Raw genomic sequence first — 16,523 nt, 5'->3', positions numbered from 1 at the left:
ACGTGACGCGATGCCCCAGGTGGACCCCGAGCTGTTCGACCGCGGCCAGTTCCAGGCGGAACTGGCCCTCAAGGCGAGCCCCATCGCCGCCTTCAAGAAAGCCATCCGCCAGGCCGGCGAGGTGCTCGACAAGCGTTTCCGCGCGGGTGGTGAAATACGCCCGCTGATCGAAGCCCGCGCCTGGCTGGTCGACAATATCCTGCAACAGGCGTGGAACCAGTTTGCCTGGGGCGACCCCAGCGGCATCGCCCTGGTGGCTGTGGGCGGCTACGGGCGCGGCGAACTGCACCCACATTCGGACATCGACCTGCTGATCCTGCTGGGCGCGGCCGAGCACGAACAGTACCGCGACGCGATCGAGCGTTTTCTCACCTTGCTGTGGGACATCGGCCTTGAAGTGGGTCAGAGCGTGCGCACCGTCGACGAGTGCGCCGAACAGGCCCGCGACCTCACGGTCATCACCAACCTGATGGAAAGCCGCACCATCGCCGGCCCCGAAGCCCTGCGCCAGCGCATGCTCGAAGTCACCAGCACCGTGCACATGTGGCCCAGCAAAGACTTCTTCCTGGCCAAGCGCGCCGAACTCAAGGCCCGCCACCACAAGTACAACGACACCGAGTACAACCTCGAGCCGAATGTGAAGGGTTCGCCCGGTGGCCTGCGCGACATCCAGACGGTGCTGTGGGTGGCCCGCCGCCAGTACGGCACCCTGAACCTGCACGCACTGGCCGGCGAAGGCTTCTTGCTGGAGAGCGAGAACGAACTGCTGGCCTCGTCCCAGGACTTTTTGTGGAAGGTGCGCTACGCCCTGCACATGCTGGCCGGGCGTGCCGAGGACCGCCTGCTGTTCGACCACCAGCGCAGCATTGCTGCGCTGCTTGGCTACAGCGACGACAACCCCAAGCGGGCCATCGAGCAGTTCATGCAGCAGTACTACCGGGTGGTGATGAGCATCAGCCAGTTGTGCGACCTGATCATCCAGCATTTCGAGGAAGTCATCCTCGCCGACGATGACAGCGGCACTACCCAACCCCTCAACGCACGCTTCCGCCTGCACGACGGCTACATAGAAGCCAGCAAGCCGAACGTGTTCAAGCGCACTCCGTTCGCCATGCTGGAAATCTTCGTGCTGATGGCCCAGCACCCCGAGATCAAGGGCGTGCGCGCCGACACCGTACGCCTGCTGCGCGAGCACCGGCACCTGATCGACGACACCTTCCGCACCGATATTCGCAACACCAGCCTGTTCATCGAGCTGTTCAAGTGCGAAATCGGCATCCACCGCAACCTGCGGCGGATGAACCGCTACGGCATCCTTGGCCGTTACCTGCCGGAATTCGGCCTGATCGTCGGGCAGATGCAACACGACCTGTTCCACATCTATACGGTCGATGCGCACACCCTCAACCTCATCAAGCACCTGCGCAAGCTGCAATACACGCCGGTGTCCGAGAAATTCCCGCTGGCCAGCAAGCTGATGGGCCGCCTGCCCAAGCCCGAGCTGATCTATCTGGCCGGGCTGTACCACGACATCGGCAAGGGTCGCCAGGGCGACCACTCGGAAATCGGCGCGGTGGATGCGCAGAAATTCTGCGAACGCCACCAGTTGCCGGCCTGGGACAGCCGGCTGATCGTGTGGCTGGTGCAGAACCACCTGGTGATGTCCACCACCGCCCAGCGCAAAGATTTGTCCGACCCGCAGGTGATCAACGACTTTGCCCTGCACGTGGGCGACGAGACGCGCCTGGACTACCTGTATGTACTGACCGTGGCCGACATCAACGCCACCAACCCCAGCCTGTGGAACTCGTGGCGGGCCAGCCTGCTGCGCCAGCTGTACTCCGAGACCAAGCGTGCGCTGCGCCGGGGCCTGGAAAACCCGCTGGATCGCGAAGAACAAATCCGCCAGACGCAGTCCGCAGCGCTGGACATCCTGGTACGCGAAGGCACCGACCCGGACGATGTCGAGCAGCTGTGGTCGCAGCTTGGCGATGACTACTTCCTCAAGCACAATGCCGGCGATGTGGCCTGGCACACCGACGCGATCCTGCAGCAACCTGCCGATGGCGGGCCGCTGGTGCTGATCAAGGAAACCACCCAGCGCGAGTTCGAGGGTGGCACGCAGATTTTCATCTACGCCCCCGACCAGCACGACTTCTTCGCTGTGACGGTGGCGGCCATGTCGCAGCTGAACCTGAACATCCATGACGCGCGGATCATCACCTCGAGCAGCCAGTTCACCCTCGACACCTACATCGTGCTGGACAACGATGGCGGCTCGATCGGTGACAACCCGCAGCGGGTCAGGCAGATTCGCGACGGCCTGACCGAAGCGCTGCGCAACCCCGAGGACTACCCGACCATCATCCAGCGCCGGGTGCCGCGCCAGCTCAAGCACTTCAACTTCCCGCCGCAGGTGACCATCCTCAACGATGCCCAGCGCCCGGTGACCATCCTCGAGATCACCGCGCCCGACCGTCCAGGCCTGCTGGCCCGGCTGGGGCGGATCTTCCTGGAGTTTGACCTGTCGCTGCAGAACGCCAAGATCGCTACCCTCGGCGAGCGGGTCGAAGACGTGTTCTTCATCACCGATGCCGACAACCAGCCGTTGTCCGACCCACAACTGTGCAGCCGCCTGCAGGAAGCCATCGTCCAGCAGCTGCAGGCCGGCCAGACCAGTGATGCCAGCCCTACCCGCGTGAATTTTTAACGACTAGACGATTGACGAGACCTTGCGCCGATGAACCATGCATTGACCCAGCTTCAGCCCTACCCGTTCGAGAAGCTCCGCGCCCTGCTGGGCAGTGTTGTGCCTGCGGCGGACAAACGCGCCATCGCCCTGTCGATCGGTGAGCCGAAGCACGAATCGCCGGCGTTCGTCGCCCAGGCCATGGCCGACAACCTCGACAAGCTGGCGGTGTACCCCAGCACCCTCGGCCTGCCCGCCCTGCGCCAGGCCATCGGCCAGTGGTGCGAGCGGCGCTTTGGCGTACCGGCTGGCTGGCTGCACGCCGACAGCAATATCCTGCCGGTCAACGGCACCCGTGAAGCGCTGTTCGCCTTCACCCAGGCCGTGGTCAACCGCGCCGATGATGGCCTGGTCATCAGCCCCAACCCGTTCTACCAGATCTACGAAGGTGCAGCGCTGCTGGCCGGTGCCACCCCGCACTACCTGCCGTGCCTGGAAGACAACGGCTTCAACCCCGACTTCGACGCCGTACCCGCCGACGTCTGGAAGCGCTGCCAGATCCTGTTCCTGTGCTCGCCAGGCAACCCCACCGGCGCGCTGGTGCCAATGGATACCCTGAAGCAGCTGATTGCCCTGGCTGACGAACACGACTTCGTGATTGCCGCCGACGAGTGCTACAGCGAGCTGTACTTCGACGAAGACGCCCCGCCACCGGGCCTGTTGAGCGCCTGCGCCGAGTTGGGCCGCAGCGACTTCAAGCGTTGCGTGGTGTTCCACAGCCTGTCCAAGCGCTCCAACCTGCCAGGTTTGCGCTCGGGCTTCGTCGCCGGCGACGCCTCGATCATCAAGCCGTTCCTGCTGTACCGCACCTACCATGGCTGCGCCATGCCGGTGCAAACCCAGCTGGCCAGCATCGCCGCCTGGCAGGACGAGGCGCACGTGCGCGAGAACCGCGACCAGTACCGCGCCAAGTACGATGCCGTGCTGGATATCCTGCAACCGGTAATGGACGTACAGCGCCCGGACGGCAGCTTCTACTTGTGGGCCAAGGTGCCGGGCTGTGATGCCGATTTCACCCGCGACCTGTTCGAGGCCCAGCATGTCACGGTAGTGCCGGGTTCGTACCTGTCGCGTGAAGTGGACGGCGTGAACCCGGGTGCAGGACGTGTGCGGATGGCCCTGGTCGCACCGCTGGCCGAGTGCATCGAGGCGGCGGAGCGGATTCGCGCGTTCCTGCAGAACCGCTGATTCAACAAGGGCTGCATAGTTCTTGAGGACTGCGCAGTACCCTGTGCCAGCCAGTCAAGATTGCCGGGGCCGCTTTGCGGCCCCTACGCTCTACCTGACTGACCCCAGGTTCGCCTCACTCATATCCAGCTCACCCAGCACCTGCCGCACCACTTCATCCCCAACCTCGTGCTGGCGATGCAGGTTGTACAGCTCCAACCGCTGCGCCCTCAGTGCCCGCAAGCGCAACTTACGCTCCAGCAGATCCATCTGCTCGGCGAGCGCCTTGGCTTCGGCACTGTCGTTGTAGCTGTCCAGTTCATCCCGGTATTCAGCCATCAAGCGTGCCTTCAGCTCGGTCGCCAGGGTCGCCTGCGCAGCATCCTGCGGGGCATTGGCGTCAATCACATCCTCTGCCTCCAGCGCATGGATCGCCGCCTCGGCGGTGCGCCGCCAGGCTTCCTGCACTTCTTTCTGCAAGCGCTCGTCCGGGCTCTGGGTCACCCCACGCAGCAGGATCGGCAGCGCGATGCAGGCACTTATCAGCGACAGCAGGATTACCCCGGCCGCGATGAAGATCAGCAAGTCACGTTCAGGGAAAGCGTTGCCCGCCCCTATCAACAACGGGATCGACATCACACCGGCCAGAGTGACCGCACCGCGTACCCCGCCCAGGGTCAGCAACCAGCACGAGCGTGCCGTCGGCATCAGCACCAGTGCAGGCTTGCCGCGCCAGCGACGGACCACTCCGATGGCGCGCCAAATGCTCTGCACCCAGATAAACCGCAGCAGGATCAGCGCAGCGAAGATCGCCACCACGTCCAGGCTGCGATAGGCCAGTGTCGGCCAGAGGGTCGCTTCATGGCTGACCACGGCCTTGATGATGTCCGGCAGTTGCAGGCCCAGCAACAGGAAGATCAGGCCGTTGAAGGCAAACTCCAGCAGCGACCAGACGCTGCGGTTGAGCAGCCGGGTGCTGGTCTGCCGTGGCAGCAGGTCGAGCCAGCTCTGCATCATGCCGGCCGCTACCGCCGAGAGGATGCCCGACACGCCCAGGCGCTCGGCCAGCACGTAGGCGGCAAACGGCAACAGCAGCATGAACACCACGTGGGTGGCCGGGTCGTCCCAGCCACGGGTGATCATCCACATGCGCAGACGGCCGATCAGCCAGCTCAGGGCCACGCCCACAGCCAGGCCGCCCAGCGCCACGAGGACGAAGCTGAAGCTGGCGTCGGCCAGCGAGAACGCCCCGGTAATCGCCGCCGCCAGGGCAAACTTGAAAGTCACCAGGCCCGTGGCGTCGTTCATCAAGGCCTCGCCCTGCAGCATATGCATCAGCGGGGTGGGCAGGCGGTCCTGGGCAATGGCCGAAACCGCCACGGCATCGGTCGGCGACAGCACGGCGGCAAGGGCGAAGGCCACCGGCAGCGGAATGCTCGGCAGCAGCCAGTGAATGAAGTAGCCGGCCCCGACCACGGTGAACAACACCAGGCCAACGGCCAGCGCCACCACCGGACCGCGGATGCGCCACAACTCACGTTTGGGAATGCGCCAGCCGTCGGCGAACAGCAGCGGTGGCAAGAACAGGAACAGGAACAATTCGGGGTCCAGGGCTACGTGCAGGCCCAGTGTCGGCCATGCGAGCAAGGCGCCGGCGGCGATCTGCACCAATGGCAACGGCAGCGGAATCATGCGGCCGACCAGCTTCGACAGGCTGACCAGCGTCAGCAGGATCAGGACGGTGTAGGCAGACTGCATCCGGGAAGGCTTCCTTTGTGAACCAGAATCGACAACAGGGCGAAACATCGCCATTGGAACAATATGTTAGCGGGGACTGGGGATAGGGGACCGCTGCACGATAGTCGCAGGTGTTGGATGAATGTGTAACATGATGATACTTCGGTTGGGTAATTGGGCAGGGTCGGGCTGTATTGCCCATGGGTGTATGCCTTGAGGTGTGCAGCGCCTGTGAGATCGAGCGCCGCCCGCGCGGCGCATCGCCGGCAAGCCAGCTCCCACATCTGTTTCGGGCCAATCATACCTGTGGCATTGGCGCGCGCCCCCTTGTCTGCTCCCTTCACTATCGAAGGTTGCGCTGCTGCTTTGCTGCAACCTCCAGGCATGCACCCAGGGCGCGAGTGCGGAGGATGCAGGAGTGCTTGGCCCGGAACAGATGTGGAAGCTGGCTTGCCGGCGATGCGCCTCGCGGGCGGCGCTGGATCTCCGACACACTGCAAGACTCAAGGCAAGCACACCCGTGGCGCTCACTGTTTCGTTCCCGCATAATCCCGCGACTGAAATCGAAAAATGGAGAAATTGGGGCAACCTGTATCCCCAATGCACACAATGACCTACACGCTCTACGGCATCAAAGCCTGCGATACCATGAAAAAAGCGCGCACCTGGCTCGAAGACCAGGCCATCGCCTACGAATTCCATGACTACAAAGCCCAAGGCATCGACCGTGACAGCCTGAACCGCTGGTGCGACGAACACGGCTGGGAAATCATCCTCAACCGTGCAGGCACCACCTTCCGCAAGCTGGACGACGCCAGCAAAGCCGACCTCGACCAGGCCAAGGCCGTCGAGTTGATGCTGGCCCAGCCGTCGATGATCAAGCGCCCGGTGCTCGACCTTGGCGCGCGTACCCTGGTCGGCTTCAAGCCCGACCTGTACGCCGCTGCCCTGGCCTGAGCCCCTACCCTATTTCGCACGAGGTAATCACATGTCCAATACCCTGTTCAGCCTGGCCTTCGGTGTCGGCTCCCAGAACCGCCAGGGCACCTGGCTGGAAGTATTCTACGCACAACCACTGCTCAACCCGAGCGCCGAGCTGGTTGCCGCAGTAGCCCCTGTTCTTGGTTATGAAGGCGGCAATCAGGCCATCGCCTTCACCAATGGCCAGGCCGCGCAGCTGGCCGAAGCCCTGAAGGGCGTGGACGCCACCCAGGCCGCCCTGCTGACCCGCCTGGCCGAGAGCCACAAGCCGCTGGTCGCCACCCTGCTGGCCGAAGACGCCGCGCTCAGCTCCACCCCTGAGGCCTACCTCAAGCTGCACCTGCTGTCGCACCGCCTGGTCAAGCCGCACGGTGTGAGCCTGGCCGGTATCTTCCCGCTGCTGCCGAACGTGGCCTGGACCAACCAGGGCGCGGTCGACCTGGCCGAACTGGCCGAGCTGCAACTGGAAGCGCGCCTGAAGGGCGAGCTGCTGGAAGTGTTCTCGGTGGACAAGTTCCCGAAGATGACCGACTACGTGGTCCCGGCCGGCGTGCGCATCGCCGACACCGCCCGTGTGCGCCTGGGCGCCTACATTGGCGAAGGCACCACCATCATGCACGAAGGCTTCGTCAACTTTAACGCTGGCACCGAAGGCCCGGGCATGATCGAAGGCCGCGTTTCCGCTGGCGTGTTCGTCGGCAAAGGCTCGGACCTGGGCGGCGGCTGCTCGACCATGGGCACCCTGTCCGGTGGCGGTAACATCGTCATCAGGGTGGGCGAAGGCTGCCTGATCGGCGCCAATGCCGGCATCGGTATCCCGCTGGGCGACCGCAACACCGTCGAAGCCGGCCTGTACATCACCGCCGGCACCAAGGTGAACCTGCTGGACGAGAACAACGAGCTGGTCAAAGTGGTCAAGGCGCGCGACCTGGCCGGCCAGACCGACCTGCTGTTCCGCCGAAACTCGCTGAACGGCGCGGTCGAGTGCAAGACTCACAAGTCGGCCATCGAGCTGAACAAGGCACTGCACGCCCACAACTGAGTCGTTGGGGATGTTAAGATCGGGTCTGGCACAACGCCAGACCCGTTTTTCATTCCAGGCCCCGCTAACATGTTCCAGCCCTCCCCCTGGCGTGCCGATTTTCCCGCCATCGCCGCCCTGCAACGGCAGCACCAGACCTACCTGGACAGCGCCGCCACCACCCAGAAGCCGCAGCCCCTGCTCGACGCCCTGAGTCATTACTACGGCCATGGCGCGGCGAACGTGCACCGTGCCCAGCATTTGCCCGGCGCACTGGCCACCCAGGCCTTCGAAACCAGCCGCGACAAGGTCGCCGCCTGGCTCAATGCGCCTGACTCACAGCAGATCGTGTTCACTCACGGCGCCACCTCGGCCTTGAACCTGCTGGCCTACGGCCTGGAGCACCGCTTCGAGGCCGGCGACGAAATTGCCGTCAGCGCCCTGGAACACCATGCCAACCTGCTGCCCTGGCAACAGCTGGCGCACCGGCGCAACCTGCGCCTGGTGGTACTGCCGCTGGATATCCACGGCCGCATCGACCTGGACCAGGCGCTGCAGCTGATCGGCCCGCGCACCCGGGTGCTCGCTATCAGCCAGCTGTCCAACGTGCTGGGTACCTGGCAGCCGTTGCCGGCGCTGCTGGCCCATGCCCGCGCCCAGGGGGCGCTGACCGTGGTCGACGGCGCCCAGGGTGTGGTGCATGGCCGCCATGACGTTCAGCAACTGGGCTGTGATTTCTATGTGTTCTCCAGCCACAAGCTGTATGGCCCGGACGGCGTCGGCGTACTGTATGGCCGCAGCCAGGCGCTGGCGATGCTGCGTCATTGGCAGTTCGGCGGCGAAATGGTGCAACTGGCCGAGTACCAGAGCGCCAGTTTTCGCCCGGCGCCGCTGGGGTTCGAGGCAGGGACCCCGCCGATCGCCGGGGTGATTGGCCTGGGCGCGACCCTGGACTACCTGGCCAGCCTTGATGCCCAGGCAGTCGAAGCCCATGAAACCAGCCTGCACCAGCACCTGCTGCGCGGCCTGGCCGATCGCGAGGGCGTGCGGGTAATCGGCGCCCCGCAGGCGGCCTTGGCCAGCTTCGTCATAGACGGTGTGCACAATGCCGACATCGCCCACATGCTCACCGAACAGGGCATTGCCGTGCGTGCCGGCCACCATTGCGCCATGCCGCTGCTACAAGGCTTGGGGCTGGAAGGTGCGATCCGCGTATCGCTGGGCTTGTACAGCGACAGCGATGACCTGCAGCGTTTCTTCGCCGCGCTCGATCAAGGCCTGGAGCTGTTGCGATGAGGCTGCCTGAAGACGCACGCCAGGCGCTGGAGGCCTTTGCCCAAGGCAAGGGCTGGGAACAGCGCGCGCGGCTGCTGATGCAGTGGGGCGAGCGCCTGCAACCGCTGGCTGACGCCGAAAAAACCGAGGCCAACCGGGTGCATGGCTGCGAAAGCCTGGTATGGCTGGTGGCCGAGCAGGTCGAGGGGCTGTGGCGGTTCAAGGCCAGCAGCGATGCCCGCTTGTTGCGCGGGCTGCTGGCCTTGCTGTTGGTGCGGGTGCAGGGGATGACCAGTGCAGAACTGGCCGGGCTCGATCTGCGCGGGTGGTTCACCGAGCTGGGGCTTGAGCGCCAGCTGTCGCCATCGCGTAGCAATGGGCTGCATGCGGTGTTGCAGCGGATGGCGGAGTTGGCGTCTAACCATTGAATCGGCGCTGGCTTCTTCGCGACGGTTCGACGCCTCGATGAACCCGCGAAGAAGCAGCGCGGTTTATTCAGGCTTTACTCGCTCCGCAGGCCGCCGCGCCCCGGCGACCAGCTTCTCGACAGCCTTGCTCGCCGCCACCATGCCAAAGGTCGCGGTCACCATCATCACCGCGCCAAAGCCACCCGAACAGTCCAGCCGCACACCCTCGCCAACGAAGCTCTTCTGCAGGCAAACGCTGCCATCGCCCTTGGGATAGCGCAGCTGTTCGCTGGAAAATACGCACGGTACGCCGTAGTTGCGGCTGACATTACGCGAAAAATTGTAGTCGCGACGCAGCGTTGAGCGAACACGTGAGGCCAGCGGGTCGTTGAAGGTCTTGTTCAGGTCAGCGATCTGGATCTGCGTCGGGTCGATCTGCCCGCCAGCGCCACCGGTGGTGACGATGGCGATCTTGCGCCGCCGGCACCAGGCAATCAGCGCGGCCTTGGCCATGACGCTGTCGATGCAGTCGATCACGCAGTCAAGGTTCTCGGTGATGTATTCGACCATGGTGTCGCGGGTGACGAAGTCGGCCACCGCATGCACCGTGCACGCCGGGTTGATCCCCCGCAGGCGCTCGGCCATGACCTCGACCTTGGGCCGCCCCACCTGCCCCTCCAGGGCATGGGCCTGGCGGTTGGTATTACTGACGCAGACATCGTCCAGGTCGAACAGGGTGATTTCGCCCACGCCACTGCGGGCCAGCGCTTCGGCCACCCACGAGCCTACCCCGCCAATCCCGACCACGGCCACGTGGGCCTGGCCCAGGCGTTGCAGCCCTTGGTCGCCATACAGCCGGGCAACACCGGCGAAGCGTGGATCTTCTGTGCTCATGTTCATACCCCAAAAAACCGGCGCGCATTATATGCCAGCCGGCCGCTGGCCTGCATCGTTAGGAAAGAGCCTACCAACCCTGCTTTAATGTCCTATCACTTCGACAGATATGGACGACAATGTCTTCACGTAAATTCGGCCTGAACCTGGTCGTGGTCCTGGCCATTGCCGCGCTGTTCACCGGGTTCTGGGCGCTGATCAACCGCCCGGTATCCGCCCCTGCCTGGCCAGAGCAGATCTCTGGCTTCTCGTATTCGCCATTCCGCCTGGGTGAAAGCCCGCAGAAGGGCCAATACCCCAATGACGACGAGATGCGCCAGGACCTGGAGCAGTTGAGCAAGCTGACCGACAGCGTGCGTATCTACACCGTGGAGGGGACACAGGCGGATATCCCACGGCTGGCCGAAGAATTCGGCCTGCGGGTAACCCTGGGCATCTGGATCAGCCCGGACCTGGAGCGCAACGAACGCGAAATCGCCACGGCCATCGAGTTGGCCAATACCTCGCGCAGCGTGGTGCGGGTGGTGGTGGGCAACGAGGCGCTGTTCCGTGAAGAGGTGACACCGGAAAACCTGATCAAATACCTGGACCGGGTGCGCGCAGCCGTCAAGGTACCGGTGACCACCAGTGAGCAGTGGCACATCTGGAAGGAAAACCCCGAACTGGCCAAGCACGTCGACCTGATCGCCGCGCACATCCTGCCTTACTGGGAATTCGTGCCGATGAAAGACTCGGTCGAGTTCGTCCTCGACCGGGCGCGAGAGCTGAAGCACCAGTTCCCGCGCAAGCCCCTGCTGCTGTCGGAAGTCGGCTGGCCGAGCAACGGCCGCATGCGTGGTGGCGCCGATGCCACCCAGGCCGACCAGGCCATCTACCTGCGCACTCTGGTCAACACCCTCAACCGCCGCGGCTACAACTACTTCGTCATCGAAGCCTATGACCAGCCGTGGAAGGCCAGCGACGAGGGTTCGGTAGGCGCCTACTGGGGCGTGTACAACGCCGAGCGCCAGCAGAAATTCAATTTCGACGGCCCGGTGGTGGCAATCCCGCAGTGGCGTGCCCTGGCGGTAGCCTCGGTGGTGCTGGCGATGATTGCGCTGATGGTGCTGTTCATCGACGGTTCGGCCCTGCGTCAGCGTGGTCGCACCTTCCTGACCTTCATCACCTTCCTGTGCGGGTCGGTGCTGGTGTGGATTGCCTACGACTACAGCCAGCAATACAGCACCTGGTTCAGCCTGACTGTGGGTGTGCTGCTGGCCCTGGGCGCGCTGGGGGTATTCATCGTTCTGCTCACCGAGGCCCACGAACTGGCCGAGGCGGTGTGGACCCACAAGCGACGTCGTGAGTTCCTGCCCGTGCAGGCCGACAGCGCCTACCGCCCCAAGGTATCGGTGCATGTGCCGTGCTACAACGAACCGCCTGAGATGGTCAAGCAGACCCTCGATGCCCTGGCCGCGCTGGACTACCCCGATTACGAAGTGCTGGTGATCGACAACAACACCAAGGACCCGGCCGTGTGGGAGCCGCTCAAGGCCCACTGCGAGAAGCTCGGCGAGCGCTTCAAGTTCTTCCATGTCGCGCCTTTGGCGGGCTTCAAGGGCGGCGCACTGAACTACCTGATCCCGCATACCGCCAAGGATGCCGAAGTGATCGCGGTGATCGACTCGGACTACTGCGTCGATCGCAACTGGCTCAAGCACATGGTGCCGCACTTCGCCGACCCGAAAATTGCCGTGGTGCAGTCGCCGCAGGACTACCGCGACCAGCACGAGAGCGCCTTCAAGAAGCTGTGCTACAGCGAGTACAAAGGCTTCTTCCACATTGGCATGGTCACCCGCAACGACCGTGACGCGATCATCCAGCATGGCACCATGACCATGACCCGGCGTAGCGTGCTGGAAGAGCTGGGCTGGGCCGAATGGTGCATCTGCGAGGACGCCGAGCTGGGCCTGCGGGTGTTCGAGAAGGGCCTGTCGGCTGCCTACGCCCATAACAGCTATGGCAAGGGCCTGATGCCCGACACCTTCATCGACTTCAAGAAGCAGCGCTTCCGCTGGGCCTACGGTGCCATCCAGATCATCAAGCACCACGCCAGCGCCCTGCTGCGCGGCAAGGGCAGCGAGCTGACCCGTGGCCAGCGCTACCACTTCCTGGCCGGCTGGCTGCCATGGATTGCCGATGGCATGAACATCTTCTTCACGATCGGCGCATTGTTGTGGTCGGCGGCGATGATCATCGTGCCACACCGGGTCGACCCGCCGCTGATGATTTTCGCCATCCCGCCGCTGGCGCTGTTCTTCTTCAAGGTGGGCAAGATCATCTTCCTCTACCGCCGTGCGGTGGGGGTGAATCTGAAGGACGCCTTCGCTGCGGCGCTGGCCGGGCTGGCGCTGTCGCATACCATCGCCAAGGCAGTGCTGTATGGCTTCTTCACCAGCAGCATGCCGTTCATCCGCACGCCCAAGCATGCTGACAGTCATGGGCTGCTGGTGGCGATTTCCGAGGCGCGGGAGGAGCTGTTCATCATGTTGCTGCTGTGGGGCGCAGCGCTGGGCATCTACCTGGTGCAGGGGCTGCCGAGCTCGGACATGCGCTTCTGGGTGGCGATGTTGCTGGTGCAGTCGTTGCCGTACCTGGCAGCGTTGGTGATGGCCTTGCTGTCGTCGCTGCCAAAGCCGGAGGCCGAGGTGCAAACGGCGCACACATAACGGAAACTTGCGGCCACCTGGCATAGTTCGGGCTTACAAATAGACGATCTCCAGCGTGGCCGCCCCGTCGACGGCAGTCTCGTCGCGCAGGTCGAGTTGACGCAAAGGAGCAATGTACAACTCGACCATCAGCATAGCCTCGAGCTGCCTGATCAAGGCAGGTCCGGCTGCTGCGCGGTTACTGAGGGCAAACCCCAGCAAACGACCGTCGTTATGGAAGAACGCAGCTCCCGGGCCTGGCTGCCAGCCTGCACCACTCTGCGGGGAGTAGAGCGGCTGGAGCACCTGCCCATCCCCTAGCGCCGGCCCCTCAAGCTGTAAAGACCATGCCAGGCCGTCACTGGTCTTTTTACCTGCGCCAAACAGGGCGGAGCGTGCTACGTCTTTGACGTGACTGATCAAGCCGGGCTGGCGGTTGTCCACCGCGCGCAGAGCGAAACGAGTGAGGCCGTCGCAGGTCACGGCAGCAGGCAACGAACGTCGCAAAGTGGTGGTTTTGCCAGCCGATAGCTGTCCAGGTTCAATGAGGCCGAAGTCCACCACACCGTCATGACCCAAGAACAGCTTGCAAGCTGCTGGGACGACACTTGCCTGTAACGCCAAGGCTGCAGTTGCGCCATCGACTTCCAACACACCACCTGCGTGCAACTCGTCGGCGTTTGACAAGTTCGACGCTGCATCGAGCCAGCCCTGGATTGTAAGGCGAGCCGTGAAATTTGTGCCTTGAAGCGCTACATCTGCAAGCAATGGCGTGACCTGCATGCCTGGCACCCAGCGAATCCGGTCGCCTTTTTGCATCCAGGGGCCACGCGGGTCCCTGGCTGCACCCAGCATGACCGGTTGGCCATCGAGCTGTGCGTCAGACAGTTGCATTGAATACTGTCCTCGCTCGCCAAAGCCATAGCTATCACCATAGGTGCCGGCAGCCAGATAGTTCAGGAGCATGTCGGTTCTTCTGGAGCACTGAACCGTCAGTTGCAGATGTTTCGCGGCAAACAGGTATTGATTCCCATGCTTTTGCAACTGAGTCCTGTTGACCTGGCCAAACTCGATAACGGGCTGGCTGAGCAAGATCTGACAGCCCTGCGCGGCGACAGATCCGGCCACTCCCATCAACAACATCCCCAGGCACCCGCTCAGCAAAAGCAGCGCGCCGCGGCGGTCGCGAATGGGGCGCGTCCTGCACAAGAACTCATATCGCATGGCAAAGGGCCGTGGTCGTTTCATAGTATTGATCCGGCTCCGGATTGTCGCTGAGGGTAAACTCCAGTGCACAGCCAGGTCCGCCTGGCGAGGTCACCTGATAGCGCTCGTTCTCCTGAAAGTCATGCAGGAATATCAAGCCACCGGCCTGCACCATCGTCACGAAGCTGCCGTTGGCATCCGTTACCATCGAGCTGTCCGCCACGGGCTGCCCGCCAACGTGCAGTGTTTGTAGCAAGACACGTCGAGTGCGCTCTACAGCGAAACGCAAATGCGAAAATGCCCCTCGACCGGCCCTTACAATGCCCTGGCTGTTGGCCAGATCGACACTACGTGGCAGGCTCCGGGGCTGTACTTGCAGACGATTGTCAGCGTATGGGCGAACCTGCGAGGCCACTGCTCGTCCTTCGCCATCGGTCCACACGGGCCCACTTGGCGTGTCGATTTTCACACCTGCAAGATCACCGACTTCGATGAGTGCGTAGGTATCCTGTATCGGGTAAGGCGATAACGTGATGCCATCTGCATGCCCCACTGCGCCGCCACGCAGGTTGGCAGCGAGCGTTTGCGCACTGCTGCCGGTGGCCGAGTAATCCAGCTGCATCTGGCCGAATGGCGCCAGCCATGAAGCGCCAAGGCTGGGTCGCAACACCGGGTCATTGCCTGCATGGCTGCCTCCCAGGCGATAGCTGAACGATTCATTGACACGTTCCCGCAGGTTGATGGATGAGCGGTAGTTGCCGGCGCTACCTCGGCTCGATGCGTACAGCCTGCGCTTGCTGCCCAATGGCAGACTGGCGCTCAGATACAGCAAGCGCCCCTGCTCACCTGCCCCGCTGAGCCTCCATTCCATGCCCGCATTCAGCGAAACCCGCTTCAGCGTTGTTCCCCAGCCGAAATTTGCCTGGGTGCTGACCTGACCGCTACCCGCACGCGACTGGCTGCCGCCAATACTGAAGTTCCCCAGCGCGCCCCCTTGCCATGACAAGCCGACGCCAAGGTAATCCTGCACCCCGTTCAAGCTGCGTGACGGCTCCAGCGCCTGTTGGATGTCTTGATAGTGCGGGCCCTGCACCGCGTAGCTGAAACTTGCCGCCCAACCTTCGGCTAGCTGCTGGCTGAGGGTAACCTGACTTTGCATTCCTGCTTTCTGGCGTCGAGGCTGCGAATAGCCGATTGACCACTGCATCTGAGCTTGCGTCCATGGCTGAACGCCCAGTGCAAACCCTGTTGCCTGATAACCATCGGTTGCAAGCATGCCGCCACCAAAGGCCACGCCATCGAGCACACTCCCGCTCCACCCGGCGCTCAGCACCCAGGGCGAAGCCGCACTGCTGTGGCGCAGTTGACCGACACCGAACTGGTACCCCCCCGACAAGCTGCCAGTCATGGGCGTAGCGGGCAAGGTCACGCGTCGCTGCTCGCCGTCCGCTTCATGGATGGTCATTTCCAGTTCGGCAAAGGCATCGACTGGCGCAGGGCTTTCGATGGAAAACGGGCCCGGCGGCACGACTGTCGCGTACACCAGCCGATTGCGCTGAAAGATCTCCACCCTCGCCTGGGTCTTGGCGATGCCTTGAACCGCACGGCGCTGCTGCAGATGCCCCAAGGCCTGCTCAGGGAACACCTGAAAGCCGTCAACAGATACACCAGCGAGCACAGGGTTGCCCAGGTGGATCTGGCCAACCTGCAAAACCGCCGCCTGCCCGGCGAACGTTCGTTGCGCGTAGGCATCAAGCGCGTTGAACTGCCTGGACTGCTGGCCAATGCTGGCAACCTGACGGCTGCGCACGATCCAGTCACCGAGGTTGAAACCCGGCTCGGTAAGCGCGGTCCAGGCTCTGCTGCTGCCATCCTTGAAGCGTGTATCCAGCATCGTCACATCGTAATTGAACATGCCGGCTAACCCACCAGTGGCAAACGCCGATAAATCATGGCCTGCAGCGGACTTGCGCAGCGCTTGTGCCGGCACGACCATGGATACACTGGCGGATTGCGGGTCTGCGTTTATCTGGCTCTGTGGGTAATCCGCCAACAGGTCGATGCACAAGTCAGCAGCCGTATCTGACGCGCCGGCCGGCACCTGTATGCCTCCGGCTTCCAGCAAAGCGGAGTCGATGCACAAACTGCCATCGTCGAGAAAGCGTGCCTGTGCTTGTCCTGCTCGATCGCCATTTACCTCCAGGCTTACGGTGTGATTGCCGGGGGTAAACCGGGCGATGTCCTGAAAGTAAGACGCCAGCTCTTCACTCAAGCCTCTCTGACGCAATAGTTCGAGGTCGAACGCGACGCCGTCACTGGCGCTGCACTCAAGAAGATAAACAGCAAAGAAAAGCACCACTGGCCAACGCCAGCCAACCGCCCGGCACTTTCCCGCGCCC

The 16,523-nt window shown here is 63.4% G+C and carries 11 protein-coding genes; 7 read left to right on the top strand and 4 right to left on the bottom strand.

The window, feature by feature from the left end; translation table 11 throughout:
• The first annotated feature begins 10 nt into the window (after window positions 1-10).
• Both AC5O5I_RS05375 and dapC read left to right on the top strand, forming a co-directional pair.
• Window positions 11-2,710 (top strand): [protein-PII] uridylyltransferase, encoded by a 2,700-nt coding sequence (locus tag AC5O5I_RS05375; RefSeq protein ID WP_172287254.1) that lies wholly within the window; start codon window positions 11-13, stop codon window positions 2,708-2,710.
• Between the two features lie 30 nt (window positions 2,711-2,740).
• Window positions 2,741-3,937, top strand: coding sequence for a succinyldiaminopimelate transaminase (gene dapC, locus AC5O5I_RS05370; RefSeq protein ID WP_172227748.1), 1,197 nt, complete (start codon window positions 2,741-2,743; stop codon window positions 3,935-3,937).
• A gap of 90 nt (window positions 3,938-4,027) precedes the next feature.
• On the opposite strand, the gene AC5O5I_RS05365 is transcribed toward dapC, so the two are convergent.
• Complete coding sequence (locus AC5O5I_RS05365; RefSeq protein WP_172227750.1) at window positions 4,028-5,674, bottom strand: Na+/H+ antiporter; 1,647 nt, start codon at window positions 5,672-5,674, stop codon at window positions 4,028-4,030.
• Window positions 5,675-6,262: 588 nt separating this feature from the next.
• Here AC5O5I_RS05365 and AC5O5I_RS05360 point away from each other — a divergent pair.
• From AC5O5I_RS05360 to AC5O5I_RS05345, 4 genes are all read left to right on the top strand, one after another.
• Window positions 6,263-6,610 carry an ArsC family reductase gene (locus AC5O5I_RS05360; RefSeq protein ID WP_172227752.1) on the top strand — a complete coding sequence of 116 codons (348 nt, stop codon included), beginning with the start codon at window positions 6,263-6,265 and terminating at the stop codon, window positions 6,608-6,610.
• Window positions 6,611-6,641: 31 nt separating this feature from the next.
• Window positions 6,642-7,676: a 2,3,4,5-tetrahydropyridine-2,6-dicarboxylate N-succinyltransferase gene (gene dapD, locus AC5O5I_RS05355; RefSeq protein WP_494512179.1), complete on the top strand. Its 1,035-nt coding sequence runs from the start codon at window positions 6,642-6,644 to the stop codon at window positions 7,674-7,676.
• 69 nt (window positions 7,677-7,745) lie between these two features.
• A complete protein-coding gene (locus AC5O5I_RS05350) occupies window positions 7,746-8,951 on the top strand; it encodes a cysteine desulfurase (protein WP_172227756.1) in 1,206 nt (401 codons plus the stop codon).
• Window positions 8,948-9,358, top strand: coding sequence for a SufE family protein (locus tag AC5O5I_RS05345; protein ID WP_494512178.1), 411 nt, complete (start codon window positions 8,948-8,950; stop codon window positions 9,356-9,358). The genes AC5O5I_RS05350 and AC5O5I_RS05345 overlap by 4 nt, the downstream gene beginning before the upstream one ends.
• A 63-nt stretch (window positions 9,359-9,421) precedes the next feature.
• On the opposite strand, the gene tcdA is transcribed toward AC5O5I_RS05345, so the two are convergent.
• On the bottom strand, window positions 9,422-10,231 hold the full coding sequence (gene tcdA / locus AC5O5I_RS05340; RefSeq protein WP_172287255.1) for a tRNA cyclic N6-threonylcarbamoyladenosine(37) synthase TcdA: 810 nt from the start codon (window positions 10,229-10,231) through the stop codon (window positions 9,422-9,424).
• A gap of 119 nt (window positions 10,232-10,350) precedes the next feature.
• Between tcdA and AC5O5I_RS05335 the strand changes: the two genes are divergently transcribed.
• The gene (locus tag AC5O5I_RS05335) at window positions 10,351-12,939 is read left to right on the top strand and encodes a glycosyltransferase (RefSeq protein ID WP_494512177.1); all 2,589 of its coding nucleotides are present in this window, start codon (window positions 10,351-10,353) and stop codon (window positions 12,937-12,939) included.
• A gap of 33 nt (window positions 12,940-12,972) precedes the next feature.
• On the opposite strand, the gene AC5O5I_RS05330 is transcribed toward AC5O5I_RS05335, so the two are convergent.
• Entirely contained in the window at window positions 12,973-14,061 is a 1,089-nt protein-coding gene (locus AC5O5I_RS05330) for a DUF1120 domain-containing protein (protein WP_494512176.1), read from the bottom strand.
• A 70-nt stretch (window positions 14,062-14,131) separates the two neighbouring features.
• The gene (locus AC5O5I_RS05325) at window positions 14,132-16,483 is read right to left on the bottom strand and encodes a fimbria/pilus outer membrane usher protein (protein WP_494512175.1); all 2,352 of its coding nucleotides are present in this window, start codon (window positions 16,481-16,483) and stop codon (window positions 14,132-14,134) included.
• Window positions 16,484-16,523: the final 40 nt, after the last annotated feature.

This window comes from Pseudomonas sp. 9_2_1, assembly GCF_059295275.1.
The sequence above is the reverse complement of the archived record's forward strand: the minus strand, read 5'-3'. Positions and strand labels throughout refer to the sequence as shown.